Source organism: Streptomyces sp. NPDC048416, assembly GCF_043200435.1.
GTDB lineage: Bacteria > Actinomycetota > Actinomycetes > Streptomycetales > Streptomycetaceae > Streptomyces.
The window spans coordinates 81,481-99,838 of the sequence record NZ_JBICXU010000030.1 but is presented as its reverse complement, the minus strand read 5'-3'; the positions used below and the strand labels follow the sequence as shown (position 1 = coordinate 99,838).

Genomic DNA, 18,358 nt, shown 5'->3' with positions numbered 1-18,358 from the left:
ACGCTCGGCTGGGAAACCCCAGCCGAGCGCCTGCATAAACTGCTCGCGGCCTGATCAACACGACCACGTGTTGCAACGACCCCTAGAAACCGCCGAGGAGGGGTGCGGGCCCTTCATGCGTACCCGTGGAGCTCGGCTCCGCCAGGCGGTGCTCAGCTGCCGAGGATGGCGCGCGCGAGCTTGGCGGTCTCGGTCGGCGTCTTGCCGACCTTGACGCCGGCGGCCTCAAGGGCCTCCTTCTTCGCCTGGGCGGTGCCGGAGGAGCCGGAGACGATGGCGCCGGCGTGGCCCATGGTCTTGCCCTCGGGCGCGGTGAAGCCCGCGACGTAGCCGACGACCGGCTTGGTGACGTTGGCCTTGATGTAGTCGGCCGCACGCTCCTCGGCGTCGCCGCCGATCTCGCCGATCATCACGATCAGGTCGGTCTCGGGGTCGGCCTCGAACGCGGCGAGCGCGTCGATGTGCGTGGTGCCGATGACCGGGTCGCCACCGATGCCGACGGCGGACGAGAAGCCGATGTCGCGCAGCTCGTACATCATCTGGTAGGTCAGCGTGCCGGACTTCGACACCAAGCCGATACGGCCCGGCTTGGTGATGTCGCCCGGGATGATGCCGGCGTTGGACTGGCCCGGCGTGATGAGACCGGGGCAGTTCGGGCCGATGATGCGGGTCTTGTTGCCCTTGGAGTTCGCGTACGCCCAGAAGGCGGCCGAGTCGTGCACGGCGATGCCCTCGGTGATGACGACGGCGAGACCGATCTCGGCGTCGATCGCCTCGACGACGGCGGCCTTGGCGTGGGCCGGCGGCACGAAGAGGACGGAGACGTCGGCGCCCGTCTTCTCCATCGCCTCGGCGACGGAGCCGAAGACCGGGACGTCGATGGGGGCCCCTCCCTGGCCATTAGGGCCTTGGGGGACGTCGAAGTCGACGGAGGTGCCGGCCTTGCGCGGGTTCACGCCACCGACGATGTTGGTGCCGTCGGCCAGCATGAGCTTGGTGTGCTTCATGCCCGTGGCGCCGGTCATGCCCTGGACGATGACCTTGCTGTCCTTGGTGAGGAAGATAGCCATGGTGGTGTCTTAACCTCTTCCCTTACTTCGCAGCCGCGAGCTCGGCGGCCTTGTCGGCCGCGCCGTCCATGGTGTCCACGCGCTGCACCAGCGGGTGGTTGGCGTCGCTGAGGATCTTGCGACCCAGCTCCGCGTTGTTGCCGTCGAGACGGACGACGAGCGGCTTGGTGACCTCTTCGCCCTTGTCGGCGAGCAGGGCCAGCGCCTGGATGATGCCGTTGGCGACCTCGTCGCAGGCGGTGATGCCGCCGAAGACGTTGACGAACACGGACTTGACGTCCGGGTCGCCGAGAATGATCTCCAGGCCGTTCGCCATCACCTGGGCGGACGCGCCGCCACCGATGTCGAGGAAGTTGGCCGGCTTCACGCCGCCGTGGGCCTCACCGGCGTACGCGACGACGTCCAGGGTGCTCATGACGAGACCCGCGCCGTTGCCGATGATGCCGACCTCGCCGTCGAGCTTCACGTAGTTGAGGTTCTTGGCCTTGGCGGCCGCCTCAAGGGGGTTGGCCGCGGCCTTGTCCTCAAGGGCCTCGTGCTCCGGCTGACGGAACTCGGCGTTCTCGTCCAGCGACACCTTGCCGTCGAGGGCGAGGATGCGGCCGTCCTTGGTCTTCACCAGCGGGTTGACCTCGACGAGGAGCGCGTCCTCGGCGACGAAGGTCTTCCACAGGGTCACCATGGCCTCGGCGACGCCCTCGGCCACGTCGGCCGGGAACTTCGCCTGGGCCACGATCTCGCGGGCCTTCTCGATGTCGACGCCGTCGACGGCGTTGACCGGGACCTTCGCAAGGGCCTCGGGGGTCTTCTCCGCGACCTCCTCGATGTCCATGCCGCCCTGCACCGACGCCATGGCGAGGAAGGTGCGGTTGGTGCGGTCGAGGAGGTACGAGACGTAGTACTCCGCCTCGATCTCGGGAGACAGCTCGGCGATCATCACCTTGTGGACCGTGTGGCCCTTGATGTCCATACCGAGGATGTCGGTGGCGCGGGCGACGGCCTCGTCCGCGTTGGCAGCCAGCTTCACGCCGCCGGCCTTGCCGCGGCCACCGACCTTCACCTGCGCCTTGACGACCGACTTGCCGCCGAGACGCTCAGTGGCCTCGCGCGCCGCCTCAGGCGTGTCGATCACTTCACCGGCCAGCACCGGTACACCGTGCTTGGCGAAGAGGTCCCTCGCCTGGTACTCGAACAGGTCCACGCGCGTCCGTCCCTTTTCAGTGGTATCGCGGTTGCGTTGTCTGCTGGGCGTGCCGCGAAGGGCAACGTGACGGCGCTGTCACTGAGGGAGGCGTACACGGTGACCGAGTACGCGGCATGTCCGTCTCGCAGGTTATCTCCGTGGGACCTGGGTCCCTAAATCGCAGATCACACCTGAGCGGTGATACCTGTCACAGATCCCCTGCTCAGGGCGCGCCCCGGTATGACGTCCCTCACGCCTCGGGTATCGGCAGCGGCCGGCGCTCGATGGCCGCCGCCATCACTTCGGGGAACAGGTCCGGCGTGCAGGCGAAGGCCGGGGCGCCCAGGGCGGCGAGCGCGGCGGCGTGCTCGCGGTCGTAGGCGGGGGCGCCTTCGTCGGAGAGCGCGAGCAGGGCCACGAACTGCACCCCGGCGGCCTTCATCGCCGCGACCCGCTTCAGCATCTCGTCCCGTATCCCGCCCTCGTAAAGATCACTGATCAGAACGACCACCGTGTCGGCAGGACGGGTGATCTGCGACTGGCAGTACGCGAGGGCCCGGTTGATGTCGGTGCCTCCGCCGAGCTGGGTGGCGAACAGGACGTCGACGGGGTCGTCGAGCTCATCGGTGAGGTCGACGACGGCGGTGTCGAAGACCACCAGACGTGTCGCGATCGAGCGCATCGAGGCGAGCACGGCGCCGAAGACGGAGGCGTGGACGACGGAGGCGGCCATCGACCCGGACTGGTCGACGCACAGCACGACGTCCTTCTTCACACCGCGCGCCGCCCGCCCGTACCCGATCAGCCGTTCGGGCACGACGGTGCCGTGTTCGGGCAGGTAGTTCTTGAGGTTGGCCCGGATGGTGCGGTCCCAGTCGATGTCGCGGTGGCGGGGCCGGCTGACCCGGGCGCCGCGGTCGAGCGCGCCGGTGAGGGTGGCGCGGGTGCGGGTCGCGAGCCGCTTCTCCAGTTCCCCGACGACCTTGCGCACCACGGCGCGCGCGGTCTCCCTCGTGGTCTCGGGCATCGCCTTGTTGAGCGAGAGCAGGGTGGCGACGAGGTGCACATCGGCCTCGACGGCCTCCAGCATCTCCGGCTCCAGGAGCAGCGCGGCCAGCCCCAGCCGTTCGATGGCGTCGCGCTGCATGACCTGCACGACGGAGCTCGGGAAGTACGTACGGATGTCGCCGAGCCAGCGGGCGACGGACGGCGCGGACGCGCCGAGCCCGGCGCCGCGGTCCTTTCCCGCGGTGCCGCCGCCGTACAGCGCGCCCAGCGCGGCGTCCATCGCGGCGTCCTGCCCGGCCAGGGCGCGGCCGGTCCCCTCGGCGCCGGACTCCCCGCCGAGCACGAGCCGCCAGCGCCGCATCCGCTCGTCGTCCCCGGACGGCACGCCGGTCATCAACTCGCCACCTCCATACGGTTGTTGGTGTCGTGGCGCTGGTCCGCGCGGTCGGAGCCACGGGAGGGGTCAGGGCCACCGGGTCCGCGCCGGCCGAGCAGCAGGTCCAGGACGGGCAGTACGGCGTCGGCGCGGGCGGTGTCGAGGCCGGCGCCGAAACCGGGGGCGGTGGCGGTGGCGTCGCCGGGGCGCTCTGCGCGGCCCCGCCGCGCCAACTCGCCCAGTGTGCGCCGCACACCGGCCTCATGGGCGGCGAACGTGCGGCGCAGCAGCGGCAGTACGTCGGTGAACACGTCGGGTGCCACCCGCGTCAGCCAGCCGTCGACAAGGCCGAACAGCCGGTCGTCGTGGACCAGGAGCATGCCGCCGCCCGAGCCCTCGCCGACGAATCCCTCGATCCAGGCGGCCGCGTCGACCGGCGCCGTTCCCGGGGAGAGCGCGAGCCCCATGTACCGGCTCGCGTCCTCGCTCCGGATCCGGCCGTCGTCGAGGAGCAGCCGCACCGCGCGGCCGCGGATGACGCCGGGCACGGTGTCCCGCGAGGCGAGCCGGACGAGCACGGCCGACCAGCGCTCACGGAGCCCGCCCGCCGCGGCGCGGGACGGATCCGCGAGGAGGCCCATCGCGGTGTGGACGTCGTCCAGACGCGTACGCATCTGGGCCGCGCCGTCCGCGTCGAGGCCGGCGCAGGCGGGCGGCAGGCCGACGCAGACCCGCTCGGCGAGGCCCGCCGCGACCTGCGCGAGACCGGCGGTGGCGGTGCCGCGTACGTCCCCGTAGCGCAGGGTGCGGGCGAGGGCGGGCAGCGCCTGGGCGAGGTGGGCCACGTCCGTGTCGAGCGCGGCCCGGTCGGCGAGGGCGCTCATCACCACGCCCAGCGCGTCCGGCAGTTCGGCCAGGAGGCAGCGCTCGGCGAGCGAGGTGATGTCGCCGAGCGCGGTCGTGGCGACCGCGTCCGCTTCCGCTTTCGCGGTGGCCGCGGCCAGGACGGTGGTGCCCCAGATGCCCGCTTCGGCGATCCGCACCGACAGCTCGGGCTCCCAGCGCAGCCGCCAGTTCTCCCGGAAGGTGCCGGTGGAGCGCGCCTGAATCTGGTGGCCCCAGCCGACGCCGAGCAGCCGCAGCCGGTGCAGCAGCCTGCTGCGCCCCGCGTCGGTCTCCTTGCGCAGATCGAGCTCGACCTCCCGCTCCGCCGCCTCCGGTTTGAGGCGCAGGCTCCGCTGGGCCCGTACGAGATCGCGCTGGAGCGGGACGGCGGGCGCCGCTGCGGGCACCTCGCCCAGCACGTCCCCCACGATCAATCGGTCCTGGATCAGGGCGAGCGGCACGTCGGAGCCCTCGCACATCACGGCCCGCACGGCGTCCGTGGTCTCGGCGAGGCCCGGCAGCGGGCGGCCGCGCATCGCGGCGAGCGTCCCGGCGAGCCGGACGGCCTCGATGACGTGCGCCGACGACACCTGACGGTCCTCCGCGCGGAGCAGCCCGGCCACCTTGGTCATCCAGCGCTCGATCGGCCGGTCGGGGGCGCTGAACAGATGCCCGTACCAGCCGGGCGATTCGATGCCCGCGCCGTAGCCGCTGCGCCGGGCCAGCCTGCGGTGCGTCCACGGCACCCAGGTCAGTTCCGCCTTGACCTTGGGCAGCCCCTTGAGCAGCGCGCGATCGGCGGCCACGGTGTACGTACCGGCGAGCGCGGGCACGTGCCAGGCCCCGCAGACCACGGCGACGTCGGCCCCGAACTCCCGTGTGGCGGCGCGCAGTTGCTGCCGCATGTGGGCCTCGCGCGTCAGATCGCGCGGATGGCCGCCGTCGCCGTACGTCTCGCGCAGCGCTGCCATGGCATCGCCGAGCGCGGCGAACGGCGCCCGCGGGTCCGCCCCGGTGTCGCGGTGCTCGACGACGTCCTCCCACCAGCGCTCGGGGTCGTCGTATCCGGCGGTCCCGGCGAGCGCGCCGATCGGGTCGATCCGCAGGGCGCCGTCCGCCGCTTCGGGGCCCTCGGGGCTCGCGGGGCCGCCGTCCTCCAGAGCGAGGGAGTGGGCTGCGGGCAGGTCGATGAGGCGGACCGCCGCGCCGTTCTCCAGAGCCCATCGGATCGCCACCCACTCCGGCGAGAACTCGGCCATCGGCCAGAACGCGGCCCGGCCCGGGTCGTCGACGACATGCGCGAGCAGCGCGACGGGCGGTCGCATGGCCTCGTCGGCGGCGAGCGACAGCAGCGCGTCGCCCTCCGGCGGCCCCTCGACGAGAACGGCCCGCGGCCGGGCGGACTCCAGTGCGGCGCGCACCGCCCGCGCGGAACCGGGCCCGTGATGACGCACCCCGAGCAGCAGCGGCCCTTCCGCACGGAGCGGGGCGGCGCCCGTGCCGGGCGTGGTCGTGGCGGCGCCCGTGCCGGGCGTGGTCATGGCGGTGTGCGTGCCGGGCCTGGCCGTGGCGGTGCCCGTCCCAGGCGTGGTCATACGGACACCTCGCGGCAGGCGCGGTAGAAGTCCTTCCAGCCCTCCCGCTCGCGGACCACCGTCTCCAGGTACTCCTGCCAGATGACGCGGTCCGCAGCCGGATCGCGCACGACGGCGCCGAGGATGCCGGCGGCCACATCGCCGGACCTGAGCACACCGTCGCCGAAGTGCGCGGCGAGCGCGAGACCACCGGTGACCACGGAGATCGCCTCGGCCGTGGACAGCGTCCCCGAGGGGGACTTGAGTTTGGTGCGGCCGTCGGTGGTCACCCCGTCGCGCAGTTCACGGAAGACGGTGACCACCCGGTGGATCTCCGCCATGCCGTCGGGAACGGACGGCAGGTCCAGCGAGCGGCCGAGCTGGTCGACCCGGCGCGAGACGATGTCGACCTCGGCGTCCGCGGTGGCGGGCAGGGGCAGGACCACCGTGTTGAAGCGGCGGCGCAGGGCGCTGGACAGCTCGTTGACGCCGCGGTCACGGTCGTTGGCCGTGGCGATCAGGTTGAAGCCCCGCACCGCCTGCGTCTGCGACCCCAACTCCGGGATCGGCAGCGTCTTTTCGGACAGGATCGTGATCAGGGTGTCCTGCACGTCGGCCGGGATGCGGGTCAGCTCCTCGACGCGCGCGGTCATGCCCTGCGCCATGGCCCGCATGACGGGGCTCGGCACGAGCGCGTCACGGCTCGGGCCGTGGGCGAGCAGCTGGGCGTAGTTCCAGCCGTAGCGGATCGCCTCCTCCGGGGTGCCGGCGGTGCCCTGCACCAGGAGGGTGGAATCGCCGCTTACGGCCGCCGCCAGATGCTCCGACACCCATGTCTTGGCGGTGCCGGGCACGCCGAGCAGGAGCAGCGCCCGGTCGGTGGCGAGCGTGGTGACGGCCACCTCGACGATGCGCCGCGGCCCGACGTACTTCGGGGTGATCACGGTGCCGTCGGGCAGGGTGCCGCCGAGCAGATAAGTGGCGACGGCCCAGGGCGAGAGCCGCCAGCGCGCGGGGCGCGGACGGTCGTCGGCCGCGGCGAGCGCCGCGAGTTCGTCCGCGAAGGCGTGCTCGGCATGCGGCCGCAGGGCCTCCTGGGGCGGGGCTTCCGCGCGGGATGCCGCATGGCCTTCCGCGCGGGATCCGCCGTGGGATGCGCCACGGGATGCGGCCTGGGACGCGGCGCGTGCGGACTCGGTTGCGGATCCGCCCGCGGACCCGCTTTCGGACACGGTCATGGCTCCCCCTCCAGATCGTTCGAGACGTTCGGCCGGCTTGTGCTCCCACGGTGCACCACGCCACTGACAATCACCCGCCCCCGGGGCATCACCGCAGGTCAGAGGAAGTTGCCAGGCGATTGTCAGTGGTGACACGTACCTTCGGGAACATGACTCAGCAGGGGGTCCGCTGGACGGCGGAGCAGGTGCTGGCCCTGGCGCCTGACGACGCGTCACGCACGGCGGGGAGCAGGCTCGGCGCGGCCGGGCCGTGGTCACAGAGCGGGTGCGACCGATCGGGGGCGGTGTGGGGGTTGTGCGAGGGCAGCGGCGGCAAGCCGTACCGGACGGTGATCGACACGAACGGCCCGGGATACCAGTGCACTTGCCCGAGCAGAAAGCTGCCGTGCAAGCACGCGGTGGGCCTGTTGCTGCTGTGGGTGGAGGACGAACGAGCGGTGCCGGTGGCGGCGGTGCCGGAGTGGGTGGAGCGGTGGCTCGACGGCCGCGGGGAGCGTGCAGGGCATGGGGAGGGCGGCCCAACGGACGGTGACAGCACGGTCGTCGACCCGGAGGCGGCCAGGCGACGCGCCGAGAAGCGGGCCGCCCGGGTCACGGCCGGAGCCACGGAGCTCGAACAGCGTCTGGCGGATCTGCTGCGCGGCGGAATCGCCGCCGCCGAGCGGCCCGGCTACGGCCTGTGGGAGGAGACGGCGGCACGCATGGTCGACGCGCAGGCGCCCGGACTCGCGGCGCGGGTGCGGGAGTTGGGCGCGACCGTGGGGTCCGGCCCCGGCTGGCCGATGCGCCTGCTCGAAGAGTGCGCGCTGCTGCACCTCCTCGACCGGGCGTGGCTGGGCCGGGATGCCCTGCCGGAGCCGCTGGCGGCGACGGTGCGTTCGCATGTCGGCCTGCCCACCCCGCCTCGGGCTCGGACACCGGCGGTCCGTGACAGCTGGCAGGTCCTCGCCCAGTACGACACGGCCGACGCGAAACTCACCACGCGCCGGATCTGGCTGTACGGAAGGGAGTCGGGCCGCTGGGCCATGGTCCTGGACTTCGGCGCGGCGGGCCGCGCCCCGGGCATCGCGCTGCCGGTCGGCCTCGCGATCGACGCCGACCTGACGCCGTACCCGGGCGCGGGCCGGCTGCGGGCCGCCCTGGGCGAACGGTACGCGGCCCCGGTCGCGCCCGACGGCCCCCCGCCGGGCGGCACGACGACCGAAGCGGTCGAACGGTACGGCCGTGCACTCCAGGACGACCCGTGGCTCGATGCATGCCCGGCGATGCTGACCGAGGTCATACCCGTCCCCCCGCAGGACGGTGACGGCGGCTGGCAACTGGCCGACGCAAAAGGCGACTTGGCGCTCCCGGTCGCACGAGCCGCCACGGCGCGGGCCGGCCTGTGGAAGCTCCTCGCCCTGTCCGGCGGGGCCCCGGTGACGGTGTTCGGCGAATGCGGTCACCGGGGCTTCACCCCGCTGGCGGCTTGGCCCGAGGGCGACCGGGAGGCGGTGGCGCTGACGTGAGGGACCGGCCCGAGTCAAGAGACGGCGCGAAGGGGGTTCGATGACCAGCGCGACCATCGAGAGCGCCGGGGACACGGCAGCGGAGTCCTGTTCCTGGGAGGAGCTGGTGACGGCGGCGCTCCTCGGCACCGACCGCCGACCGGCGGCCGGTACGCCCGGAGAGCTCCTGGACGCCGCCGCGACACAGACCGTGCGCCGCAGGGCGGGGCTGGTTCCGGCGACGGCGGGGGAACGTCCGCCGGCCGCGCCCGTCGATGAGCGGCCCGTACCGCCGGAGGCGGCCCGGCGGCGTCTGGCGCTGCTCCTCGCCGACCGTTCGTCGCCCGCGCACGCCGGCGGCCGGCGCGGCAGCGCGCCCGACCTGGGCGAGCTGCTTCCGCAATGGCTGGCCATGGCCCATGAGCGGGGGCTGCGGGCACCGGCCGAGCTGGTGCCCGCGCTCCTGGACGCCGCACGGGCCCGTACCGATCTGCGCCCCCAGGCCCTGGCCTTCGCGGGAGCGCGCGGTGTGTGGCTGGCCCGGTTCAACCCGGAGTGGCGCTTCGCGCTGCGGGGCGCGGCCGGGAGCGGGGCCCTGCCCTGCGCCGCCGACGCGGAAGCCGTCCGGCTCCTGTGGGACGAGGGGCTTTTCGCCGAGCGGGTAGCGCTGCTCGGGACGGTACGGGCACACGATCCGGAAGCGGCACGTGCACTGCTCGCCGGGACATGGCCGACGGAGCGGGCCGAGGACCGGCTGCTGTTCCTCGACTCGCTGCGCGGCGGCCTCTCGGCGGCGGACGAGCCGTTCCTGGAGCGGGCGCTCGCCGACCGCAGCCGCAACGTACGGGCGACGGCGGCGGAACTCCTGTCGGCACTGCCCGACTCGGCGCTCGCGGTACGGATGGCGCGGCGCGCGGCGTCCTGCGTGTCCCTCGACCGTACGGGCGACGGGCCGGCGATCTCGGTGGAGGCGCCGCACGAGTGCGATGCGGAGATGCAGCGGGACGGGGTCGCGCCGAGACCGCCGGCCGGGCGGGGTGAACGCTCGTGGTGGCTGGGGCAGTTGGTGGAGTCCGCGCCGCTGGGCAGCTGGCCGGGACGGCTCGGCGGCCGGACCGCGCACGACATCGTGGCCCTGCCGGTGACCGACGGCTGGGGGCCCGAACTGCACGCGGCGTGGTGCCGGGCGGCGGTGCGGCAGGGCAACGCGGAGTGGGCCCGCGCCCTGCTGGGCACACCGTCGGCGCCGACCGCCGAGGGCGCGGGCACGGGGTCACTGGCGGAACGGGCCAAGCTCCTGTCCGTCCTCACCCAGGACGAACGGGCCAACTGGGTGGCCCGGTTCATAGCCGCGCACGGCCTGTCGGAGGCGTTCCAGCTGCTCGGGGTCTGCGTGGTGCCGTGGGCCGGGGCGCTGGGGCGGGCCGTGGTGGACGCGCTGGAGATCGCGCGGGACGCGGGGAGTTACCCGTGGAGTTTCAGCGGCGTCATGGGCCTGGCCGAGCGCTGCCTCGACCCTTCGGAGGCGCCGCGCCTCGATGCGTTGACGGCTACGCCGCCGGAGGAGGAAGGGGCGTCGCCGGGGGCGGGGGGTTATTGGGCGGAGGCGTTTCAGCGGCTGGTCGCCACGTTGACGCTGCGCTCGGCGATGCGGGAGGAGCTGGGTGCCTGACACCCCCTGGCCCCCGGCCCAACCCCCGTCCACCCGCGGACCGTGCGGGGCCACTCGCGCAGTTCCCCGCGCCCCCACAACCCGTTGTTCACCGCGGACCGTGGTCGCTTCTCGCGCAGTTCCCCGCGCCCCCACAACCCGTTGTTCACCGCGGACCGTGGTCGCTTCTCGCGCAGTTCCTCGCGCCCCCGAAACCCGTTGTTCACTGCGGGCCGTGGTCGCTTTTCGCGCAGTTCCTCGCGCCCCTGGACCCGCTCTCGGCCGCGGACCGTGGGTGGCTGGTCCGCCGTTCCCCGCGCCCCCAAAACCCGTTGTTCACTGCGGGCCGTGGTCGCTTCTCGCGCAGTTCCCCGCGCCCCTGGCAGGGTGCGAGCGGAGGCATCCTCAGCCTGTCCGGCGATTGAGGACGAGCGCCGTTCAGGCGCGAAACGGGGGTGCAGGGGGCGAAGCCCCCGCATGGGGTCTGGGGCGCAGCCCCAGGGGTCAGCCGGTTCAACCCCGCTGCACGGGCGGGTGGGTGGGAAAACCCCCCGGGGTCTGGGGCGCAGCCCCAGGGAGCCGCACTCTCAAGTAGCCGCACGGGCGGGTGGGTGGGGAAACCCCCTACGCCCCCGCCACCTGCCGGACATTCGCATGGACCCACGCAACAATCGCCCCCGTAGTCGCCCCCGGCGTAAAAATCTCCGCCACCCCGAGCTCCTTCAGCGGCGCGATGTCCGCCTCGGGAATGATGCCGCCCCCGAACACCTTGATGTCCTCCGCGTCCCGCTCCCGCAAAAGTTCCAGCACCTTCGCGAACAGCGTGTTGTGCGCCCCCGAGAGGATGGAGAGGCCGATCGCGTCGGCGTCCTCCTGGATCGCGGTGTCCACGATCTGCTCGGGCGTCTGGTGCAGCCCGGTGTAGATGACCTCCATGCCGGCGTCACGCAGCGCCCGCGCGATGACCTTGGCCCCGCGATCGTGACCGTCGAGCCCCGGCTTGGCCACCACCACGCGGATCGGACCAGTTACACCCATCACTGCCTCCACCTGTCCCACCTGCGCACCCCCGAGCCGAAAGACCGGGGAAGTGAACGAACGTTATCCACAGCATCCCGCACCCCGCTGTTTCACGGTGGGGAGGGAGGGGGAAATCACACGTGGGACACGTTCGTTTTGCACCGTACCCGCACGAGCCGGCCCTCGGCACCCACCGCGGGCCGCCCGTACGGTCGGGCGCGGCGCAAGAGGAGCCGCTACAAAAGGTGCCGCGCCACCGTGCTGTCAGCCGCACAGCACGGTGGTCCGGCCACTTCACTCTCCGGGGCCCGGCCCACCGCCTCGCGGGCCCCTCCGGCCGCAGCGCCACACCGACCGGCAGAGCCGTGAGCCCCACGCGGGCACACGGTGTCCCACGCGGGCACACGGTGTCCCACGCGGGCACACGGGCCCCATGCAGGCACACGGGGTCTCACGAGGGCACACGAAGGCATACGGGTCATACAGGGGCAAATGGGGACACAGCTGCCAATCGCCTCCCCCCTGCCGTTCGGGAGGTCGCACCGTGCCGGTCTTGTCGTTGTTACCGCTGTGTCTGCGCCGCGCGTGGCTGTCGGCGGCGCTGATCCGGGCCACCGCGCTCGACCTGGCCGTGCTGGCAGGACATCTGCTGCTCTACCCCTCCGGCCTGGTGCCCGAGCGCCATCCCGCCATGGACCCCGCCGCGCCACAGCTGCCCACCGCGGGCCGGGCGCACCCGCCCGTGGTCCTGCTGCACGGCTTCGTCGACAACCGGTCCGTCTTCGTCCTGCTGCGCCGATCGCTGGCCCGGCATGGCTGGCGGCACCTCGAATCCCTCAACTACTCACCGCTGACCGTCGACATCAGGGTCGCCGCCGGACTGCTGGGGCGTCATGTCGAAGAGATCTGCGCCCGCACCGGCCACCGCGAGGTGGACATAGTGGGGCACAGCCTGGGCGGTCTGATAGCCCGCTACTACGTGCAGTGCCTGGGCGGCGATCTCCGGGTCCGTACGCTCGTCACGCTCGGCACGCCGCACTCGGGGACCCGCTCGGCGCGGCTCGTTCACGCTCACCCGATCGTGCGGCAGATGTGCCCCGGCTCCGAGCTCATCGAGGAGCTGCGCGCTCCCGCGCCCGGCATCCGGACCCGTTTCGTGAGCTTCTGGAGCGATCTCGACACGCTGATGATTCCGGTCGGCACGGCTCGCATCGACCATCCGGATCTGCTCGCCCAGAACGTCAGAGTGACTGGAATCGGTCATCTGGCCATGCCGGTTCATCCGGCCGTCGCGGCCGGGGTCCGCCAGGCGCTGGTCTCCGGCGAGCCCGAATCTGCTGATCAGGACGCATTCTCGGTGGCCTGAGCCGGGCGCGCCCGGCCCCGAAGAGACCCCGCCACCCACCCCCGCCCCTGGCTCGATCGCGTCCCTCCGACGCCCTCGGCAGGCCCTGGCCGTCCCAGAAACGGCGTATCCACACAGGGCGTTCACCGAACACACTCCGAACGCACCTCGAACGCAGCGCCAAAGCTCTTCCCACGGGCCACCCAAAGGCGGCCGATTGCCGGTTTCCCTCAACCCTGGTGCCTCCGAAGATTGTCGGTGTCGCATACCGCCGGGTACAGTCACGCCACTGCTGCCCCCGGGACCCGACCCCACTGGGGACCCCGGCCGCAGGTTCTGTTGCCGAGGCGAGAGAGAAGTTGGTGACTGACCAGCACGCCCACGCCGGGTACGTCGGACATGACGGATACCCCAGCGGCAGCAGTGGCCCGAGCGGCAACAGCCCCCACGCCCACAGCACCGGCAGCTTCAGTGTCGATCCGCTCTTCGGCGCGATGCAGGACGGCCCCACCGCGCCCGCCGGACAGAACGGCTACGCGGACGGCTACGCGGCAGGCAGGACGGGCCAGTTCGACACCGGGTCCTTCCCCTCCCCGTACGACAGCACCGGCCAGTGGACGGTTCCGGCCCAGGCGACGGCGTACGAACGGGACGGCGCGACCGGCACGTTCTCCACCCCGCTCTTCCCCGCCCAGAGTTCCGACACGGGCACCTTCCCCGCCGCCCCCTTCATGACGACGGGCACCTTCGACACGAGCACCTTCGACACGAGCACGTACGACACGAGCACGTACGACACGACGGGCACGTACGACACGGGCACCTTCGACACCGGCAGCTTCGACACGACGGGGCAGTGGGACGCCGTCGCGTGGACCCAGGCGCACGACACCGGCCAGCACGACACCGGCCAGTACGACACAAGTGACTTCGCCTCGGCATACGACACCACGGGTCACTGGGCCGTGCCCGGCACGCAGTCCGACACCGGGGTCTACGACGCGACCGCGTGGAACACCACGACGACGACCGCCGAGTTCCCGCAGGTCGAGCTCGCGGACGCAGCCGGGCCCGAGGCCTGCGAGGTGGCCCATGAGCTGCCCGACGCGGTCGTCACCGGTTCGCGGGCCGAGGCACGGCGCGCCGGAAGCCGCCGCCGTCGCACCCCCGCCAAGCGTTCGGCGCTGCTGACCGTCGCGGTGCCGTCCGTGTGTGTGATGGGGGTCGCGGGCGTCGCGGTCGCCTCGGTGAGCGGGCTGACCGGCGGCAAGGACGAGGGAACCACCGCCATGGCGGCGTCCGACCCGGCCTCGGTCAAGCCGGTCGCCGCCAACAAGAACCTGGACACCCAGCTCGCCAACCTCAGCGCCGACGCGAAGAGTTTCGCCGACCGGGCCAGCCGGACGCAGGAACGTATCGACCTGAAGGCCCGCCAGGACGCGGAGAAGAAGAAGAAGGAGGAGGCGGCCGCCGCCAAGGAGGCCGCGCGCCCCAAGTTCGTCCTGCCGGTGACGCAGAAGGGACTCAGCGCCTACTACGGGCAGGCCGGCGTCAACTGGATGTCGGTGCACACCGGTATCGACTTCCCGGTCTCGTTCGGCACTCCCGTGATGTCCGCGATCGACGGCACGGTGCGCACCCAGTGGAACAGCGCCTACGGCAACATGGCCATAGTGACCGGCGCCGACGGCACCGAGACCTGGTACTGCCACCTCTCCAGCACGAAGATCCGCTCGGGTCCGGTGAAGGCCGGCGAGGTCATCGCGTACTCGGGGAGCTCCGGCAACTCCACCGGGCCGCACCTCCACTTCGAAGTGCGCCCGCACGGCGGTTCGTCGATAGACCCACTCCCCTGGCTGCGCAGCCACGGCCTGGATCCGACGTAACCCGCGCCCCCGATCCCGACGTAACCCGCACCGATCCCGACGTAGCTCGCGCCGGTCCCGCCGCAGGCCGCGCCGATCCGGATCGGTCGCGCCGATCCGGCGCGGTCACCACTTGAGCGACCGACGCCAACTCCCCCTCCCTTCCCACTCCCGATCCCATCCCCCGGCACGTGTCCGCGGGCATGATGTGCGCCATGACGCACACCGCCCGCCGCATGTTCGAGCTGCTTGAGCCGATCTGCCTCGTCACCTTCTTCGCCGACGAGTGCAACGAGGAGCTGGCCGCGCTCGGCCACCGCACCTACTGGGACGGCTACTTCGCCAGTCGCGCCGCGCCGCTCGGGCGGGTGCCCGCGCAGGTCGTGCACGCGGCGTTCTACAACTTCGCCGAAGGGGAGGCCGCGCGGCACATCCCGAGCGCGTGGGAGAAGATCCCGCCCGAGGCGTCCGTCGCCGCGCGGCAGCGGGGCAGCGCCGCCTCCCTTCGGCGGATCCTCGGCGCCGAACTGGCCGGCTCCCCCGGCTTGGTGCGCGCCGCCGATCTGACCACCAGGGCCGCGACGCATGCGCCCACCGAGGGCCGCGTGATGTACGCCGGGATGCGCACCCTTACGGTGCCGAGCGACCCGGTCGCCCGGCTGTGGCATTCCGCGACCATGCTGCGTGAGCACCGGGGCGACGGGCACATCGCCGCTCTCGTCGGCGCGCGCATCGGCGGCACGGAGGCCCATGTGCTCAGCGCGCTGGAGTTCGGCATCCACCCGCCGGAGTCGTTCGGGCGCATCCACCACCTGCCGAAGGAACGGCTGGCCGCGGTCATGGCCGGCCTGCGCGAGCGCGGACTCGTGGACGGCGACGGACGGTTCACCGACGCCGGCCGCGCAACGAAGCAACGCATCGAGGACCTGACCGACGAGCTCGCCGCGCCGCCGTACGACGCTCTGACGCCTGCCGAGCTCGACGAACTGATCGCCGAGCTCGAACCCGTCACCGCGAGGCTGGTGGCCGCCGGGTCGAAATGACGAGCCACCGACCCGTCACCGCGAAGCCGGTGGCCGCCGGGTCGAAATGACGAGCCACCGACCCGTCACAGCTTCTCGACCGGCGCGTATCGCAGCAGCAGCTTCTTGGGGCGCTCGTCGCCGAAGTCGATCGTGGCCTGTGCGTCCGAGCCCGATCCGGTCACCGTCATCACGGTGCCCAGGCCGAACTGGTCGTGGGTGACGCGGTCGCCGACCGAAAGGGAGATCACCGGCTTGTCGCTGCCGCGCCGGGTGGCGAACCCCGAGGGGCCCGCCTTGGAGCGCGAGGACGACAGGGTGTTGCCGATGCCGCCGCCGAGCGACTTGCTCGACATCGGGCCCGCGGGGGCGGCCATCGGCCCCGTCCGCTTCCATTCCAGGTGTGCGGCCGGGATCTCTTCGAGGAAGCGCGACGCCGGGTTGTACGAGGGCTGGCCCCAGGCGCTGCGCATCGAGGAGCGGGTCAGATACAGCCGCTCGCGGGCGCGCGTGATGCCGACGTAGGCGAGGCGGCGCTCCTCCTCCAGCTCCTTGGCCTGGCCCAGGGCGCGCATGTGCGGGAAGACGCCGTCCTCCATGCCGGTGAGGAACACGACGGGGAATTCGAGGCCCTTGGCGGTGTGGAGGGTCATCAGGGTGATGACGCCCGAGCCGTCCTCGTCCTCGTCGGGGATCTGGTCGGAGTCGGCGACCAGGGCGACCTTCTCCAGGAACTCCGCGAGCGTGCCCGCGCCTTCCTCCTCGCCGCGTTCCTGCTCGAACTCCAGGGCCACGGCGGCCAGTTCCTGAAGGTTCTCGATACGGGTCTCGTCCTGCGGGTCGGTGGAGGCCTGCAACTCGGCCAGGTAGCCGGTCCGCTCCAGGACCGCCTCAAGGACGACGGCGGGCCCCGCCCCGGAGTCCACGATCGTACGGAGCTCCTCCATCAGCGCGTTGAAACGCTTGACGGCGTTGGCCGAGCGGGCCGCCATGCCGTAGGCCTCGTCCACCCGGCGCAGCGCCTGCGGGAAGCTGATCTTCTCGCGCAGCGACAGCGCGTCGATCATCGCTTCGGCGCGGTCGCCGATGCCGCGCTTGGGGACGTTGAGGATGCGGCGCAGCGGGACGGTGTCCTCGGCGTTCGACAGGACGCGCAGGTAGGCGAGGACATCCCTGACCTCCTTGCGCTCGTAGAAGCGGACGCCGCCGACGACCTTGTAGGGCAGGCCGACCCGGATGAAGATCTCTTCGAAGACACGGGACTGCGCGTTGGTGCGGTAGAAGATCGCGACGTCGCCCGCCTTGGCCTCGGCCTTGTCGGTGAGCCGGTCGATCTCGTCGGCGACGAACTGCGCCTCGTCGTGCTCGGTGTCGGCGACGTAACCGGCGATCTGGGCACCCGGCCCCGCGTCCGTCCACAGGTTCTTGGGGCGGCGGCCCTCGTTGCGCTCGATCACCGCGTTGGCCGCGGACAGGATCGTCTGGGTGGAGCGGTAGTTCTGCTCCAGGAGGATCGTCGTGGCGTCGGGATAGTCCTCCTCGAACTGGAGGATGTTGCGGATCGTCGCGCCGCGGAAGGCGTAGATCGACTGGTCGGCGTCGCCCACCACGCACAGCTCACCGGGCGCCTGCGCATCGCCGGAGGGGCCCACCAGCTCCCGTACGAGGGTGTACTGGGCGTGGTTGGTGTCCTGGTACTCGTCGACCAGGACGTGCCGGAAGCGCATGCGGTAGTGCTCGGCCACGTCGGGGAACGCCTGGAGCAGGTGGACCGTGGTCATGATGATGTCGTCGAAGTCGAGCGCATTGGCCTCGCGCAGCCGCGCCTGGTAGAGCGTGTACGCCTGCGCGAGCGTCTTCTCGAAGCCGTCGGCGGCCTGGCCTGCGAACGTCTCCTCGTCGATCAGCTCGTTCTTCAGGTTGGACACCTTGGCGCTGAACGCCTTGGGCGGGAACTTCTTCGGATCCAGGTCGAGGTCGCGGCAGACCAGCGCCATCAGGCGCTTGGAGTCGGCCGCGTCGTAGATCGAGAACGACGAGGTGAAGCCGAGCTTCTTCGACTCGCGGCGCAGGATGCGGACGCACGCGCTGTGGAACGTCATGACCCACATCGCGTTGGCGCGCGGCCCCACCAGCTGCTCGACGCGCTCCTTCATCTCGCCCGCGGCCTTGTTGGTGAAGGTGATCGCGAGGATCTGGCCGGGGTGCACACCGCGGGTCGCGAGCAGGTGGGCGATACGGTGCGTGAGCACCCGGGTCTTGCCGGAGCCCGCGCCCGCGACGATGAGCAGCGGGGAACCCGCGTGCACGACGGCTGCGCGCTGTTGTTCGTTCAGCCCCTCCAGGAGGGCCGCGGCGTCGATCGCGGGGCGCGGGGCGCCGCCGCGATAGTGCGCGTCGCGGTGCACGGGCGCGTCGAAACGCCCCCCGAACAGGTCGTCCGGCACCGGCTCGGGTGCGGCCGACTCCTCGGGCGGCGGCGGGTGCTCCTCCTCGGAGGGCTGGAGGTCCGCCAGGAAGCTGTCGTCAAAGAGGCTGCTCATCGTCTTCCGAGTCTAGGCCGCCCCTCTGACACTCCGCCGCCCCCTTCGGAGAGAGCGTCCACGGCTACGCACCGTGAAGGTCACGGGAATG

At 72.1% G+C, this 18,358-nt stretch carries 12 protein-coding genes; 5 read left to right on the top strand and 7 right to left on the bottom strand.

Annotated features, from left to right (window positions below; translation table 11 throughout):
• Window positions 1–152 precede the first annotated feature (152 nt).
• The 5 genes from sucD to ACGFW5_RS28930 form a co-directional block, all read right to left on the bottom strand.
• Window positions 153–1,070 carry a succinate--CoA ligase subunit alpha gene (sucD, locus tag ACGFW5_RS28950; RefSeq protein ID WP_393837245.1) on the bottom strand — a complete coding sequence of 306 codons (918 nt, stop codon included), beginning with the start codon at window positions 1,068–1,070 and terminating at the stop codon, window positions 153–155.
• A gap of 22 nt (window positions 1,071–1,092) precedes the next feature.
• On the bottom strand, window positions 1,093–2,271 hold the full coding sequence (gene sucC / locus ACGFW5_RS28945) for an ADP-forming succinate--CoA ligase subunit beta (RefSeq protein ID WP_393837244.1): 1,179 nt from the start codon (window positions 2,269–2,271) through the stop codon (window positions 1,093–1,095).
• Between the two features lie 232 nt (window positions 2,272–2,503).
• Window positions 2,504–3,655 carry a VWA domain-containing protein gene (locus ACGFW5_RS28940; protein WP_393837243.1) on the bottom strand — a complete coding sequence of 384 codons (1,152 nt, stop codon included), beginning with the start codon at window positions 3,653–3,655 and terminating at the stop codon, window positions 2,504–2,506.
• Window positions 3,655–6,063, bottom strand: a complete 2,409-nt coding sequence (locus ACGFW5_RS28935; protein WP_393837253.1) for a DUF5682 family protein — start codon at window positions 6,061–6,063, stop codon at window positions 3,655–3,657. Before ACGFW5_RS28935 ends, ACGFW5_RS28940 begins: the two co-directional genes overlap by 1 nt.
• 50 nt (window positions 6,064–6,113) lie before the next feature.
• Window positions 6,114–7,334: an AAA family ATPase gene (locus tag ACGFW5_RS28930; protein WP_393837242.1), complete on the bottom strand. Its 1,221-nt coding sequence runs from the start codon at window positions 7,332–7,334 to the stop codon at window positions 6,114–6,116.
• Window positions 7,335–7,483: 149 nt separating this feature from the next.
• Between ACGFW5_RS28930 and ACGFW5_RS28925 the strand changes: the two genes are divergently transcribed.
• On the top strand, window positions 7,484–8,842 hold the full coding sequence (locus ACGFW5_RS28925) for an SWIM zinc finger family protein (RefSeq protein ID WP_393837241.1): 1,359 nt from the start codon (window positions 7,484–7,486) through the stop codon (window positions 8,840–8,842).
• A 40-nt stretch (window positions 8,843–8,882) separates the two neighbouring features.
• The gene (locus ACGFW5_RS28920) at window positions 8,883–10,493 is read left to right on the top strand and encodes a DUF5691 domain-containing protein (protein ID WP_393837240.1); all 1,611 of its coding nucleotides are present in this window, start codon (window positions 8,883–8,885) and stop codon (window positions 10,491–10,493) included.
• Between the two features lie 603 nt (window positions 10,494–11,096).
• On the opposite strand, the gene ACGFW5_RS28915 is transcribed toward ACGFW5_RS28920, so the two are convergent.
• Entirely contained in the window at window positions 11,097–11,510 is a 414-nt protein-coding gene (locus ACGFW5_RS28915; protein ID WP_393837239.1) for a cobalamin B12-binding domain-containing protein, read from the bottom strand.
• 526 nt (window positions 11,511–12,036) lie between these two features.
• On the opposite strand from ACGFW5_RS28915, the gene ACGFW5_RS28910 reads away from it, so the two are divergent.
• From ACGFW5_RS28910 to ACGFW5_RS28900, 3 genes are all read left to right on the top strand, one after another.
• Window positions 12,037–12,858, top strand: a complete 822-nt coding sequence (locus ACGFW5_RS28910) for an esterase/lipase family protein (protein ID WP_393837238.1) — start codon at window positions 12,037–12,039, stop codon at window positions 12,856–12,858.
• Window positions 12,859–13,199: 341 nt separating this feature from the next.
• Complete coding sequence (locus ACGFW5_RS28905) at window positions 13,200–14,723, top strand: M23 family metallopeptidase (protein ID WP_393837237.1); 1,524 nt, start codon at window positions 13,200–13,202, stop codon at window positions 14,721–14,723.
• A 194-nt stretch (window positions 14,724–14,917) separates the two neighbouring features.
• Entirely contained in the window at window positions 14,918–15,745 is an 828-nt protein-coding gene (locus ACGFW5_RS28900; RefSeq protein WP_393837236.1) for a MarR family transcriptional regulator, read from the top strand.
• Window positions 15,746–15,810: 65 nt separating this feature from the next.
• Here the strand turns inward: ACGFW5_RS28900 and pcrA are convergent, their stop codons facing one another.
• Window positions 15,811–18,267: a DNA helicase PcrA gene (gene pcrA, locus ACGFW5_RS28895; protein WP_393837235.1), complete on the bottom strand. Its 2,457-nt coding sequence runs from the start codon at window positions 18,265–18,267 to the stop codon at window positions 15,811–15,813.
• Window positions 18,268–18,358: the final 91 nt, after the last annotated feature.

Excerpts from the sequence above, each read along its gene's own strand:
- ACGFW5_RS28920 (WP_393837240.1), top strand. The coding sequence starts at position 8,883 with ATGACCAGCGCGACCATCGAGAGCGCCGGGGACACGGCAGCGGAGTCC.
- pcrA (WP_393837235.1), bottom strand. The coding sequence starts at position 18,267 with ATGAGCAGCCTCTTTGACGACAGCTTCCTGGCGGACCTCCAGCCCTCC.
- ACGFW5_RS28940 (WP_393837243.1), bottom strand. The coding sequence starts at position 3,655 with ATGACCGGCGTGCCGTCCGGGGACGACGAGCGGATGCGGCGCTGGCGG.
- sucD (WP_393837245.1), bottom strand. The coding sequence starts at position 1,070 with ATGGCTATCTTCCTCACCAAGGACAGCAAGGTCATCGTCCAGGGCATG.
- ACGFW5_RS28935 (WP_393837253.1), bottom strand. The coding sequence starts at position 6,063 with ATGACCACGCCCGGCACGGGCGCCGCCACGACCACGCCCGGCACGGGC.
- ACGFW5_RS28915 (WP_393837239.1), bottom strand. The coding sequence starts at position 11,510 with ATGGGTGTAACTGGTCCGATCCGCGTGGTGGTGGCCAAGCCGGGGCTC.
- ACGFW5_RS28925 (WP_393837241.1), top strand. The coding sequence starts at position 7,484 with ATGACTCAGCAGGGGGTCCGCTGGACGGCGGAGCAGGTGCTGGCCCTG.
- ACGFW5_RS28900 (WP_393837236.1), top strand. The coding sequence starts at position 14,918 with ATGACGCACACCGCCCGCCGCATGTTCGAGCTGCTTGAGCCGATCTGC.
- ACGFW5_RS28930 (WP_393837242.1), bottom strand. The coding sequence starts at position 7,334 with ATGACCGTGTCCGAAAGCGGGTCCGCGGGCGGATCCGCAACCGAGTCC.